The sequence below is a fragment of the Mesorhizobium sp. WSM2561 genome (genome assembly GCF_000513915.1).
Lineage (GTDB): Bacteria > Pseudomonadota > Alphaproteobacteria > Rhizobiales > Rhizobiaceae > Mesorhizobium > Mesorhizobium muleiense.
Map to the genome: position 1 here is coordinate 20472 of NZ_AZUX01000003.1, position 13625 is coordinate 34096.

General features: G+C 61.5%; 11 protein-coding genes and 1 tRNA gene. 8 read left to right on the forward strand and 4 right to left on the reverse strand.

The window, feature by feature from the left end:
- Positions 1-27: 27 nt before the first annotated feature.
- On the reverse strand, positions 28-657 hold the full coding sequence (locus tag M727_RS0104985) for an invasion associated locus B family protein (protein ID WP_027151738.1): 630 nt from the start codon (positions 655-657) through the stop codon (positions 28-30).
- Between the two features lie 232 nt (positions 658-889).
- Here M727_RS0104985 and M727_RS0104990 point away from each other — a divergent pair, with 232 nt between their 5' ends.
- From M727_RS0104990 to M727_RS0105000, 3 genes are all read left to right on the forward strand, one after another.
- Positions 890-2704, forward strand: coding sequence for an extracellular solute-binding protein (locus M727_RS0104990; protein WP_027151739.1), 1815 nt, complete (start codon positions 890-892; stop codon positions 2702-2704).
- A gap of 23 nt (positions 2705-2727) precedes the next feature.
- The gene (locus tag M727_RS0104995) at positions 2728-3408 is read left to right on the forward strand and encodes a DsbA family protein (RefSeq protein ID WP_027151740.1); all 681 of its coding nucleotides are present in this window, start codon (positions 2728-2730) and stop codon (positions 3406-3408) included.
- 515 nt (positions 3409-3923) lie between these two features.
- The gene (locus M727_RS0105000) at positions 3924-5828 is read left to right on the forward strand and encodes an ABC transporter ATP-binding protein/permease (RefSeq protein ID WP_027151741.1); all 1905 of its coding nucleotides are present in this window, start codon (positions 3924-3926) and stop codon (positions 5826-5828) included.
- Between the two features lie 116 nt (positions 5829-5944).
- On the opposite strand, the gene gor is transcribed toward M727_RS0105000, so the two are convergent.
- The 3 genes from gor to rpiA form a co-directional block, all read right to left on the reverse strand.
- Positions 5945-7333 (reverse strand): glutathione-disulfide reductase, encoded by a 1389-nt coding sequence (gene gor, locus M727_RS0105005; RefSeq protein WP_027151742.1) that lies wholly within the window; start codon positions 7331-7333, stop codon positions 5945-5947.
- Positions 7334-7479: 146 nt separating this feature from the next.
- Positions 7480-8046, reverse strand: coding sequence for a DUF2059 domain-containing protein (locus tag M727_RS0105010; protein WP_027151743.1), 567 nt, complete (start codon positions 8044-8046; stop codon positions 7480-7482).
- Positions 8033-8761, reverse strand: coding sequence for a ribose-5-phosphate isomerase RpiA (gene rpiA, locus M727_RS0105015; RefSeq protein WP_027151744.1), 729 nt, complete (start codon positions 8759-8761; stop codon positions 8033-8035). Before rpiA ends, M727_RS0105010 begins: the two co-directional genes overlap by 14 nt.
- A gap of 151 nt (positions 8762-8912) precedes the next feature.
- On the opposite strand from rpiA, the gene M727_RS0105020 reads away from it, so the two are divergent.
- The 5 genes from M727_RS0105020 (at position 8913) to M727_RS0105040 (ending at position 13522) form a co-directional block, all read left to right on the forward strand.
- Positions 8913-9596: a phosphoglycolate phosphatase gene (locus tag M727_RS0105020; protein ID WP_027151745.1), complete on the forward strand. Its 684-nt coding sequence runs from the start codon at positions 8913-8915 to the stop codon at positions 9594-9596.
- 128 nt (positions 9597-9724) lie between these two features.
- Positions 9725-9799 (forward strand) — tRNA-Val (locus M727_RS0105025).
- A gap of 446 nt (positions 9800-10245) precedes the next feature.
- Positions 10246-11508, forward strand: coding sequence for a sugar ABC transporter substrate-binding protein (locus M727_RS0105030; RefSeq protein WP_051505521.1), 1263 nt, complete (start codon positions 10246-10248; stop codon positions 11506-11508).
- A 69-nt stretch (positions 11509-11577) separates the two neighbouring features.
- On the forward strand, positions 11578-12645 hold the full coding sequence (locus M727_RS0105035) for a sugar ABC transporter permease (RefSeq protein WP_027151747.1): 1068 nt from the start codon (positions 11578-11580) through the stop codon (positions 12643-12645).
- A 1-nt stretch (position 12646) separates the two neighbouring features.
- A complete protein-coding gene (locus M727_RS0105040; RefSeq protein ID WP_027151748.1) occupies positions 12647-13522 on the forward strand; it encodes a carbohydrate ABC transporter permease in 876 nt (291 codons plus the stop codon).
- Positions 13523-13625: the final 103 nt, after the last annotated feature.

Below are 13625 nucleotides of genomic sequence, written 5' to 3' on the forward strand. Positions count from 1 at the left end.
GAGAAACTGTCTTGTTTGCCTCAGGAATCAGTTGGCGGTCTTCGCCTTGTCCTGCTCGTCCTTGAGCTTCTTGGCGAAGTCCTGGTTGTTCTTGGCAACGAAATCCTGAAGCTTCTTCTGCCGATCCTCGATGTCCGACTGCTGTAGCGGCGGCCCGTCGAAGGCGCCGCTGAAGCCGGTCAGAGCGACCTTGATCGGGTTCGGCTGGTTCTGGAAATTGACTGAGGTCAGCGTCAGGTTCGAACCCTTCTTGAAGGAATTGATGAGCTGGTCGGTCAGCGGCACTTCCGCCACGCAGCGGTCGGGGAAGCAGATCACATAGTCGAGCTTCTGCGCCTTCCCGGTGTCGATCTGGAGGCCAATGCCGGGAGGAATCAGGCGACCGCTCGGAACCGTCACCTGGAACACCTTGCGGTTTACCTTGCCCTTCAATTCGATCAGGCTGACGCCGGTGACGAGCTGGCCGTTGCCGGCAGTGGTGATGTTCTGGACATTGCAGATGTCGACGTCTTCCTGCTTGGTGCAGGCTTTGAACCAGCCCTGCGGAATCTGCTGTTGCTGCTGCGCAAGAGCAGCGGGAAGCTGTGCGCCCAAAAAGCCGACCACGCCAGCGGCCATGACCGACAGGCGGTACGCGTTGCTGTTCAGGCTCGTCATATCGTGCACTTCCTCTCAAATGATCCCGGGACCGGCTTCTTCGCGCCGTGTGGTCCAGCTAACTGTTGCCGAAATGAGGCAACAGAATGACTTCGAACGGCGTGTTACACTGCAAGCGGTGCCGAATCCAGCCCGATACCGGCAATTCTTGAGCTCGCGATTAGCCGGGAGGCGGTCGGCTCATGTTAGGGTGCGCTCCGAATCATCAAGCCGACCCGGTAAGGAGACGGTCATGGGCCGCGTTCTTGTTTGGCTGATCGCCGCGATTATCACCCTTTCGCCCCAGCCGGCCTTGTCGGAGCCAAAACACGCGATCGCCATGCAGGGCGAGCCGGCGCTGCCGGCCGACTATGCGCATTTCAACTACGTCAATCCCGATGCGCCGAAGGGCGGCAGCATCACCTATTGCGTCGTTGGCAGCTTCGACAATCTCAACCCTTTCATCCTGAAAAGCCTGCGCACGACGGCACGCGGCATGATCGACAGGATCTTCGGCAATCTCGTCTTCGAGCCGTTGATGCAGCGCAATGACGATGAGTCCTTCAGTCTTTACGGCCTGCTAGCCGACACTGCCGACATGGATCCGGAGCGCAAGAGCATCGAATTCCACCTCGATCCGAGGGCCAAATGGTCTGATGGCCAACCGGTGACTGCGGAAGACGTGCTGTTCACCTACGACGTCTTTACCGAGAAAGGCCGGCCACCCTACAGCGCCCGCATGAGCATGGTCGCCAAACTGGAAAAGACCGGCGACCGCAGCGTGCGCTTTACATTCAACGACAAGGCTAATCGCGAGACTCCGTTGGTTATCGCGATGACGCCGATCGTGCCGAAGCACGCTTTCGACAAGGCGACCTTCGACAGGACCACGCTGAAACCGGTGATCGGCAGCGGCCCCTACACCGTGGCGCACGTGGCGCCTGGCCAGCGCATCGTGTTCAAGCGCAACCCGAATTATTGGGGCAAGGACATCCCCGCCAAGCGCGGTTTCGACAATTACGACCAGATCACCATCGAATATTTCCTCAACGCCAACGCCAAGCTGGAAGCTTTCAAGAAAGGCATCTGCGCTATCGCTGACGACAGCGATCCGGTCAAGCGCGAGCGCGATCTCGACTTCCCGGCCTTCCACAAGGGTGACGTGATCGCCGAAAATTTCGACACCGGCATCCCGCCAGTGGTGACGGGGTTCCTGTTCAACACGCGGCTGCAGAAGTTCTCCAATCCGGTGGTTCGACGCGCGCTCGGCATGCTCTACGACTTCGAATGGGCCAACAAGAACTTGTTTGGCGGCAAGTACATGCGCACCATGAGCTATTGGCAGAATTCCGAGCTGTCGGCACTCGGCCATCCGGCCGACGACAGTGAAAAGGCGCTCCTGGCACCCTACCCGGGTCGTGTGCCAGCCGATGTCATGGACGGCACCTGGCGGCCACCTGTCACCGACGGCTCGGGCCAGGACCGCAGGGTGCTGAAAGCTGCCTTCGACATATTCAAGGGCGCGGGCTATGCCCTGCAGGATGGAGTGATGCTCGATCCCGAGGGGAAACCCTTCGGCTTCGAGATCCTGACCGCCTCCCAGAACGAGGAGCGCCTTGCCGCCATCTACCAGCGCACGCTTGCGAAGATCGGCATCGATGTCACCATCCGCAGCCTTGACGGCGACCAGATCCAGTCACGCAAGCAACGTTTCAATTTCGAGGTGCTGATCGGCGCCAGCGGCTTCGAGAACTCGCTGTCGCCGGGCATCGAGCAGTTCGGGCGCTGGGGATCAGCTGCCGCCAATGCCGAAGGGTCGTTCAACCTTGCCGGCGTCGCCGATCCGGCGATAGATGCAGCACTCGACGCGATGGTCGACGCCCGCAGCCGCGAAGATTATGTTGCCGCCGTCCGGGTCCTCGACAGGTTGTTGATCTCCGGCCACTACATGGTTCCGATGCAGCACAACACGCAGCAATGGCTCGCCTACTGGAGCTATCTGGAACATCCGCGAAAGACCCCCATATCCGGTTATCGACTGCCGACATGGTGGCGCAAGCCGAAGTGACCTCTTCGGAACAGGAGATCAAGATGAGCGACGAGAAGTCGATTACCGTCGATGTGGTCTCCGACGTCGTCTGCCCGTGGTGCTTCATCGGCCAGAAGCGGCTCGACAAGGCGATCGCCGCGGCAAACGAGGTCGAGGTGCATATTCGCTGGCGGCCGTTCCAGCTCGACCCAACCATCCCGCCCGAAGGCAAGGATCGCCGGGAATACATGATGGCCAAGTTCGGCAACGACGAACGCATCCGCGAGATCCACGCCCGCATCGAGCCATTGGGCGAAGCCGAGGGAATCAACTTCGCCTTCGCCGCCATCAAGGTCGCGCCCAACACGCTGGACGCGCACCGCGTCATCCGCTGGGCTGGTGCCGCCGGCGAGGTCATGCAGAACCGGCTGGTGCGACGTCTGTTCCAGTTGAATTTCGAGGAAGGCGCCAATCTCGGCGATCATGTCGTGCTGATCAACGCCGCCCGCGAGGCCGGCATGGATGCGTCCGTCGTCGAGACGCTTTTGCCGACCGACGCCGATGTCGAGGCGGTGCGCACCGAAATCGCCACTGCTTCGCGCATGGGTATCACGGGAGTGCCGTGCTTTCTGCTTGAGGGCAAGTATGCGGTGATGGGCGCGCAAGACGTTGACACGCTCACCGACGCCATTCGCCAGGTTGCGGCGGCGAAGGCGCGGGGCGAGTTGGAGAAAGCGAACTGATGGACGTCCTTCCATAGGCGCCTTTGGCGACATTGCCAAAGCAGCCAACGCCCTCCGGGCCAACGCCCCTCCGGTCACTTTCCGGCTGCCGCCAGGTCGATAAGGCAACAAAGATGACGGCGTATCTTTGCGTCGATTCGTCTTCCGCAGCTTAAAAATCGGCTGATCGACCACGCTCTTGCCTCACAAAACTGTGCAAAAGCTTTCCCTTGGGGAAGATGCTGACGCTTGCCTACGTGAACCAGCAACTCATTGAAATTATAGTGATAATTTCAGTCGAGAGCGGCATCGCATCGCGTTGCCGCTGTTGCTTAATGGCAACGGCCAGGGGTTCAATCCTCCACAGCCCGAGAAAAGATAATTGAAAATGATCAATTGGTGTTACTGTCTGTAACAATACTAAAAGAGGTTTGGGCGGGATTGTGATTCGGGTCGGTAGACCAGAGCGACATTCAATATCGGAAAAATGGCTCCGCGGCGCCGCAAGGTCGCCGCTCCTGACACCGGTTTCCTCGATGCGCAGCTTCTGGGGACTGATGCGGGCCTACTGGTTCTCGGACCGCTGGGTGGAGGCCTGGACGCTGACGCTGGTCATCGCCCTGTTTACCGCGCTCTCCAGCAAGGCTGGCGTCTGGTTCGCCGAAGCATCCGGGGAACTGGTCAACTCGATCGCCTTCTACCACGACGCCGCGAACACCACGCCGCTCGCATCGCTGCTCACCAACGCCGGCGTGCTCATCCTTCTGGTCGTGCTCAAGGACGCGGGCTTTACCGGCATCCGCACTTTTGTTTCCGCGACGCTGCATCGCAAATGGCGCGCTTGGCTGGACAGCCGTTTCAACGCAGCGCTTCTCGACACCAATCACACGCATTTCCATGCTCAGCACGGTTCCTCCGGCGCTGCTGCCCCCGACAACATCGACCAGCGTGTCCAGGAATCGATCAAGGACATGACCGGCGGAGCCATCGGCCTCGCCATCGGGGTGATGGCTGTCGCCACATCGCTTTATTTCGTCGGCCGGAAACTGCTTGAAACCTCGGCAGAGGTGAAAGGGCTGGAGTTCCTCGGCAGCTATGGCAGCGCGGTCTTGGCTTTCCTGGCGGTCGCCATTTACGTGCCGCTGAACACCTGGATCGCGGTGAAGCTCGGCAGGTTGCTGGAACGGATCAACATCCGGATGCAGCAATCCGAAGGCAGTTATCGCGGCGAGCTGACCACGTTCCTGCGCCGCAGTTTCCATGTCGCCGCCTCCCAGGGCGAGAATGTGCAAAAGACGATGCACGAACGGCTTTATGTCGACATCGACCGCACCTGGGCAAGGCTGAACATCGTCAACACCAGCTATCGTTCTTTCGAGCTGGTCTACACTTTCATCGGCGCCCGCATTGTCGCCTATGCGCCGGGCCTGGTGCCCTATATCCACAACCGTTTCGACCTCAAGGGCTACATAACCGGCTCCGAGATGGTCAACTCGCTCATCAATCAATGTTCGTGGTTCATCCATGTCATGCCTTCCATTGCGGCGCTGCGCGCCAACAGCCAACGCGTGACCGAACTCGCCAACGCGATCGAAAACGTCCAACACCCGCAGGAATTCTATAGTCTCACCGGCTGTTCCGATTTCCGCTACGACCGTCAGAACCCGGTTTTCGGCCTGACCATCCAGAAACTCGAGCTGACCCATCAGGGCGAGGACGCCCCGCCCTTCCTGAGTGCCGCGAATTTGCGCTTCCGGCGTGGCGAGTGGACGTTCCTGAAGGGCGAATCCGGCTGCGGCAAGACATCGCTGATCAAGGCGATCAACGGCCTGTGGCCCTATGGCCGCGGCTCCATCGTCTTTCCGGAAGGGGTCGAAAGTTTCTATGCCGCCCAGGAGGTCAAGCTGCAGCAGGTCTCGCTGAAGCAACTGGTCTGCCTGCCCGGTTCAGAGCGCGATCACACCGACACGCAGGTTGCATCGGCCCTGCATAAAGCCGGCCTTGGCGATTTCATCGAACACATGGGCGATGAGAGCCGCGACGGAATGAGCTGGGACCAGGTGCTTTCGGGCGGCCAGAAACAGAAGCTGGTTGTCGCTCGTATCGTGCTGCAGCAGCCGGGGCTGCTGTTCCTCGATGAAGCGACCGGAGCGCTCGATCCGGAAGGGAAGATCGCTTTCCATCAAGCGATCAAGGACAATTGTCCAGATGTCACGGTGATCTCGATCATGCACGAGGCGGTGCCGCCAAGGTCGCTTTCAGGCGCCGAATTCTACCACAGCATCGTTGCCATCGCGGATGGCATCGCGACCAAAAAACCGCTGGCGCCGAGCCTGCCGGTCGAGCTCACCACCATCCTCGCGCACCCCAGGCCAGTCGAGGAAACAAGGCCGGTCGAGGAAAGATGGCTGCGCTTCCCTCGCCGCATCAGGCAGAAATAGCGGCGAACAGAATATCGTTGCACAGTGTCGCATCGGATTGGTGATCTGCGGTCGAGTGGCGCTGCACCATTGCCTTGGTGCATAGATGCACCATTGGTGACGATACGGGCAAAACGTCAGGCGCGCTCGCCGTCCCTCACCCGGTAGGTCGGCTTGTACATGGTGACGAGTTCTTCCGCCGCGGTCGGGTGCACGGCCATCGTGCGATCGAAGTCATCCTTGGTCAGCCCGGCCTTCAGCGGAATGCCGAGAAGCTGCGCCATCTCGCCGGCATCAGGCCCGAGGATATGGGCGCCGAGCACCTTTTTCGAGGCGCCGTCGACCACCAGCTTCATCAGCATCTTTTCGTCGCGGCCCGACAGCGTGTTGCGCATCGGCCGGAAGGTGGCGCGGTAGACCTCGACGTCGGAAAAACGCTTTATGGCCTCGTCTTCCGACAGGCCGACGGTGCCGATCTCGGGCTGCGAGAACACCGCGGTGGCGATCGTTTCATGGTCGGGCGCGGTCGGGTTGCCCTTGAAGGCGGTCTCGACGAAACACATCGCCTCATGGATCGCCACCGGCGTCAACTGCACGCGGTTGGTGACGTCGCCGATCGCCCAGATGTTGTCGATGCTGGTGCGCGAATATTGGTCCACATGGATAGCGCCGGTCCTGGTCATCTCGATGCCGACGCCCTCAAGCCCCATGTTTTCGGTGTTGGGCAGACGCCCGATGGCGAGCATGACCTGATCGACCGTCAGCACCTTGCCACCGGTGACGACAGCGTCGAGGCGCCCGTCCGGACGCTTCCTGACCCATTCGGATACGGCATGGCAGAAGATTTTTATCCCCTTCTTTTCCATCGTCTCGTGCAGCATGCGCCTGAGATCCATGTCGAAGCGGGAGAGGATCTCCTTGCCGCGATAGACCAGCGTTGTGTCGACGCCGAGGCCGTGAAAGATGTTGGCGAACTCGACGGCAATATAGCCGCCGCCCTCGATCATGATCGCCTTCGGCAATTCCTTGAGATCGAAGGCCTCGTTGGAAAAAATACAATGCTCATGGCCGGGCAGAGCCGGGTGCGGTGCCGGGCGGCCGCCGGTGGCGATGAGAATCTGGTCGGCGGTGACGGTGCGGTCCTCGCCGAGAAGATTTACCGCATGCGGATCGACCAGCATGGCGCGTGACTGAAACGTCTCGCCGCCGGCGCCTTGGACATTTTTCCTGTAGATGGCTTCCAGCCGGCTGATCTCGCGATCCTTGTTGGCAACCAGTGTCTGCCAGTCGAAGCTCGCCTGCGGCACGGTCCAGCCGTAACCGGCGGCATCGGCAAAGTGTTCGGGAAATTGCGAGGCATAGACATAGAGCTTTTTCGGCACGCAGCCGCGGATGACGCAGGTGCCGCCATAGCGGTATTCCTCGGCGATGCCGACGCGCTTGCCGAGTGCCGCCGCCACGCGCGCCGCCCTCACCCCGCCGGAGCCGCCGCCGATGACGAAAAGATCGTAGTCATAGACGGCCATGGCGCAGCTCCTTGCCCTTCAAAAATGTCCGAGACAGGTAGGCTGCAAACCACCAAAAGAAAAGCCCGGACGCAGCGCATCCTGTCGGACGCGCAACGGAGGCGGGCTTTCCGGTCCAGCAGCGATGACGCCGCCGGAAAATATGCTCAGTTCTTCGGTGCTTCGGGCTGCGTGCCATCAGCCGGAGCCGCGGCATTTGCCGGTGCTGTGGCCTTTGCTGCCGCGGCCAGCGTTTCGCCGACCTGCTGGGCGAGATCGCGAGCCACGCCGTTCTGCCAGATGTCGGCGGCCTTGAGCAGGTCGCGCGTCACCGCCGGACCGCTGTCGAGCAGCTTCTTGCCGGAATCGGAATTGTAGAAAGCGGCGATTTCGGTGAGCTCTTTTTCAGAAAATACCTTGGCATAGGCCAAGGCCGCTTCCTTCTCGAGATCGGCGCGGCGCGAGGCAAGCGCCAGAGCCTTTTCGCTAACCGTTCTGCCGATCAGTTCCTGCATGTCCGGGTTCTTTTGGATGAGCTGCTGCTGAAGCGCGCCGGCGGCCTGCGGCAGGATGCTGTCGAACGTGTCCGTCGCGTGGATCGCCGCGACTGCGGCGCGGGCTGCCTTCAGATGCCCTTCGCTGACGTCCTGCGAGAACGCCGGCGATGAAAACGCAAAGACGGCTGAAGCTGCCAGAATTGCAGAAAAACGGCGAACCCGGTTATGCAACATCATGATCGGTAGAACTCCCTGGTTTTCGGGCGGCATGGACGGTTTGGACGCCGTCGCCGGCTATGATGGCCGCTGATGCCAGCCCGATGAAAAGACCATGCTCGACCACGCCCGGAATGGCATGGAGAGCATTCGAAAGCGCTCTTGTATCCGGAATGCGGCCAAAAGATGCATCGAGGATAAAATGGCCGCCGTCTGTAACAAAAGGCTGGCTTCCCGTCATCCTCAATGTGACGGGGCCGGAAAGGCCGAGCCTTCCGGCTGCCGCGGCGACCGCGATTTCCGTGGCGCGCAGGCCGAACGGGTTGACCTCGATCGGCAGTGGAAAACGGCCGAGCGTCTCGACCATCTTTGAACGGTCGGCAATGACGATCATGCGGGCGGAAGCCGCCGCCACGATCTTTTCGCGCAGCAGCGCACCGCCGCCGCCCTTGATCAATGTCAGCTCCGGATCGATCTCGTCGGCGCCGTCGATGGTAAGGTCGAGGTCGGGCGTTTCTTCCAGCGTCGACAGCGGCACGCCAAGCTCGCCGCAGAGGATGGCGGTGCGCTCAGAGGTCGGCACGCCGATAATGGTGAGGCCGGTGGCGACCTTTTCGGCAAGCAGCCGCACGAACTCGTCGGCCGTCGAGCCGGTGCCGATGCCAAGCCGCATGCCATCGCTGACATGGGCAAGTGCCGCCCGCGCGGCCTCGACCTTCAGTTGCCTCGCATCCATGCTTTGCCCCGGATTTCGCTTGTTTCGGCGCTCCTAGCATCTTTGCCCGTCCGGTCAAAGACTTTGCCCTGTGGATTGACCAGGCATGGCTTGCCTGGATGGGCTGCAGCGGCTATCGCCTGCCGGCAGCGCAATCGTCACAGGACAGGCCATGACCCGACCGATCATCGTGTTCGACCTCGACGGGACGCTGGTCGACACAGCGCCGGACCTGCTCGACAGCCTCAACCACAGCCTTGCCGCCAGCGAACTCGCAGCCGTAGACGAGGCCGGCTTCAAGCGCTTCGTCGGCCATGGCGGCCGGGTGATGATCGAGCGCGCGCACGCCGCGCAGCAGAGATCGCTGGTGGTGGAGGAACACGACCGATTGCTAAAACTGTTCCTCGATCATTACACCGACAACATCCCGGGCAAATCGCGCCCCTACCCCGGCGTCGTCGAGGCGATCGCGCGATTCGAGGCAGCCGGCTATCTCCTGGCCGTCTGCACGAACAAATACGAGGCCAACTCGGTGGCGCTGATCGAGGCGCTCGGCCTGGCGAAGCATTTCGCGGCGATTTGCGGTCAGGACACGTTTGCGTTCCGCAAGCCCGACCCGCGCCATCTGACCGAAACCATCGTGCTGGCCGGCGGCGATCCGCACCGCGCGCTGATGGTCGGTGATTCGCAGACCGACATCGATACGGCGAAGGCGGCCGGCATTCCCGTGGTGGCGGTCGATTTCGGCTACACCGACCGCCATGTGCGCGAATTCGAACCGTCGGCGGTGATCTCGCATTTCGATGCGCTGACGCTTGGTCTGGCCGAACGCCTGATTGCCGCTGCCGGGCACTGAGCGCGACGGCGACCGGGCCGCTCCCGGCGGGGCTGCATTCGGTCTTCGTCGGAACGCCAGCACATCGCCTTGACTTCCCCGGCCGGCCTCCCTTATATCGCGGCGCGCTTGGCCTTCGGGCAACGAGCGGGCGATTAGCTCAGCGGGAGAGCACACCCTTCACACGGGTGGGGTCGCAGGTTCAATCCCTGCATCGCCCACCAATACCCGCTTCCCGTACAAAGTTACCATCCGCTTCGGAGCCGCCTACGCTTCGAACTTCCGCCTCATCGCAAGGTTTGCCATGACCCGGTTCATGCGATTCGCCAGGCAGCCGGGTACACACCACAAAGCGCTGTCTGCCCTTGGAATCGCTCAAGCTGCACATTGAACGCGGCCGGGAGAAAGTTGACGCAGGATAAAATCGTCCTAGGTGAACTGCTATCTCAGTGGCCCGCGAACTGATGAGGGGAAATCGCCGTCGACCTCCTGCTCCGATTAGTAAAACTGCGCAATTGCAAATGCGTCCGGCTTCCGCGAACATTGCTGGACCCCATCAAGGGCCCGTAGCGGCCGACCCGAAACTGAGCGCTGGCTTCCCGACTCGCTGTCCTGGCGGCCTCGCCTTGGATCCAGCCAGCGTCCTTAAGTCGAAAGGGAGGAACAACCGATGAAACTGACAAAACACCTCGCCGGTCTGGTGATCGCGTCGACCTGTCTGTGTGCGCCCGCGCTGGCGCAGACCAGGTTGACCATGTGGTATCACGGCGCCGGCAATGAGGTGGAGTCGCGAATCCTCAACCAGATCATTTCCGACTTCAACACCAGCCAGTCCGACTGGACGGTGACCATCGAGAGCTTCCCCGAGAAGAGCTACAACGATTCCGTCGCGGCGGCGGCCCTGGCGGGCAACCTGCCCGACATCCTGGATGTCGACGGGCCGGTCATGCCCAATTGGGCCTGGGCCGGCTATCTGCAGCCGCTGCCGATCGACGAGAGCGAGTTCGCCGACTTCCTGCCCGGCACCAAGGGCGTGTGGGACGGCAAGCTCTATTCGGTCGGTCTGTGGGACGCGGCGGTGGCGCTTTTTGCACGCCAATCGACGCTGGACGAGCTGGGCCTGCGCACCCCTACCCTCGACAAGCCCTGGTCGCGCGAGGAATTCATGGCCGCGCTCGACGCCGCCAAGGCCTCCGGCAAGTTTGAATTCGCCCTTGATCTCGGCATGAACGACCAGGCCGAGTGGTATTCCTACGCCTTCTCGCCGTTCCTGCAGAGCTTCGGCGGCGACATTGTCGACCGTTCGACTTACAAGACCGCGGAAGGCGCGCTGAACGGCGAGGCCGCGCAGGCGTTTGGCAAGTGGTGGCAATCATTGTTCAGCGGCGGCTATGCGCCTGGCACCAGCGAGGACCCGGCCGATCAGCAGACCGGTTTCATCGGCGGCAAGTTCGCCTTCCAGTGGAACGGCAACTGGCGTGCGGTGGCAACGATGGAAGCGGTGGATGACGTTGTCTTCCTTCCAGCTCCCGATTTCGGCGCCGGCAACAAGATCGGCGCGGGATCCTGGCAATTCGGCGTGTCGGCCAAGTCAAAACATCCGGAAGGCGCTGCTGAGTTCATCAAGTTCGCCGCGCAGGACAAGTACCTGGCCGCCTTCTCCGACGGCATCGGCCTGATCCCGCCGACGCCCTCGGCGGCGCAGATGACGAAGAACTACAAGGATGGCGGCCCGCTCGCGGTGTTCTTCGACCTCTCCAAAGCACAAGCCCTGGTGCGCCCGGTCACCCCGGGCTACGTGGTCCAGGCCAAGGTCTTCACCAAGGCACTGGCCGATATCGCCAATGGCGCCGACGTGGCCGACACGCTTGACGCAGCGGTCGATGAGATCGACGCCGACATCGAAAGCAATGGTGGCTACGGTCACCGCTAGTTCTGTCGCGCCGGGGTCCTCGCCAGCCGCGGACTCCACCCTCTCTGGCTTGCTGGGCGGATACCGCAAATGGCGTCGAAGCTAACCCTGTCGAACCGGGCGGGCTGGACATTCGTCCTGCCGGGCTTCGCACTCATTTTCACATTCATCGTGCTTCCGTTTTTCTTCGCGATCGGTCTGTCATCGACAAATCAGCGGCTGCTGTCACCAAACCCCACCCAGTTCGTCGGGTTGGAAAACTATCGGCAGCTCCTGGGCCTTGCGGTGGTGACCCTCGAGCCAGAGCGCGACGATGCTGGCAAAGTGGTCCGAAATGAGGCCGGCGAAATCCAGTATCCCCGCCTGCGCGAGATCACCCGTAGCGACGACTATCCTCAGTATCGCGGCATGCGCGAGTGGTTTCGCTGGCAGTCCGGCGAAAACGTCATGATCGTCATCGCCAGCGACGTTGTGTTCATGAAGGCGCTGGTAAACACCTTCCTGTTCGTCCTGGTCGTGGCGCCGGTACAGGGCAGCCTCGCGCTGATGCTTGCTTTGCTGATCAACCACAAGGTCAGGGGCATCAACCTGTTCCGGACCATCTACTTCATGCCGGTGGTGGTCTCCATCGTCGTGGTCTCGCTCCTCTGGCGGTTCATCTATGACGGCCAGAACGGGCTGTTGAACAGCATCCTCCAGGCCCTCACCTTCGGCCTCTTCCAGCCCGTCGACTGGCTGGGCAACCCCTCGACGGCGCTGCCCGCAGTCATGGCCATGTCGATCTGGCAGGCCGTCGGCTTCCACATGGTCATCTGGCTGGCGGGGTTGCAGACGATCAGCCCCACGCTCTACGAGGCCGCCGCCATCGAGGGGGCTTCGAAATGGCAGACCTTCCGCTATGTCACCTGGCCGGGCCTGCGCAACACCGCCGTGCTTGTGCTTGTCGTGATCACCATGCAGGGCTTCGCGCTTTTCGCCCAGATCGACGTGATGACCAATGGCGGTCCGCTCGACAGCACCCAGACCCTCGTCTTCCAGGCGGTCGAGCGCGGCTACGGCAAGCAGGACATCTCCGGCGGCTCGACCATCTCGGTCATCCTGTTCGCGATCGTGCTGGCGATCTCACTCATCCAGCGCTGGCTGACACGGGAGCGTTAGGATGGCCTTCAATCCCGACAATCACGGCCTCAGGCTGTTCGTCCGCTATCTGGTGCTGTGCCTGATCGCGCTGATCTTCGTCTTTCCGCTCGTGTTCATGATCAACTCGAGCTTCAAGCCGGACAGTCAGCTTCTCGCGGACACTTCCAGCCTGCGTGCATTCCTGCCCGTCGGGGACATCAGCCTCAACAACTATTTCGGTGCGTTCCGGCGGGCGCCTGTCGGCCTGTTCGTCCTGAACTCGGTTCTGGTCACCGGGGTGACCGTCCTTCTCTCGCTGCTGATCTGTTCGCTGGCCGCATTCTCCTTTGCTTTCCTGCGGTGGAAGGGGCGCGATGTCCTGCTCTCGATCGTCATCGCGACGCTGATCATCCCTTTCGAGACCATCGCTATCCCGCTCCTGCTCCTGGTCTCGAAACTGCCCTGGATCGGGCTTGATGGGCTGCATTGGGGCTGGCTCAATAGCTACCGGGTGCAGATCATCCCGTGGATCGCCGACGGACTGACGATCTTCCTGTTCGTGCAGTATTTCAAAGGGCTGCCGGGCGAACTGATCGAGGCAAGCCGGGTGGAGGGCGCGAATTGGTGGCAGGTCTACTATCGCGTCGTCATGCCGCTTTCAGGGCCGGTACTGGCGACTGCCGCCATCCTGAAATTCCTCGTCATGTACAACCAATATCTCTGGCCGCTCATCGTGGTGCAGCAGGAAAGCTATCGCCCGGTCATGGTCGGCCTCGGCTACTTCTTTCAACTCAACGTCGCCTGGGGCGAAGTCATGGCTTATCTCACCCTTATCACCGTCCCGGTGCTGATCTTCTACCTCTTGCTGCAGCGCGCCTTCATCGCGTCGATCGCCTCGACCGGCGTGAAGGGCTGACTACATGGTTCGCGCTCGAACACCCGTGGATCTGGGACGGCCGGTCTGCCCATTCCTCAAGGCCGGCCAATCGATCGGTGACCCCGAATTGCCGCACATGAAT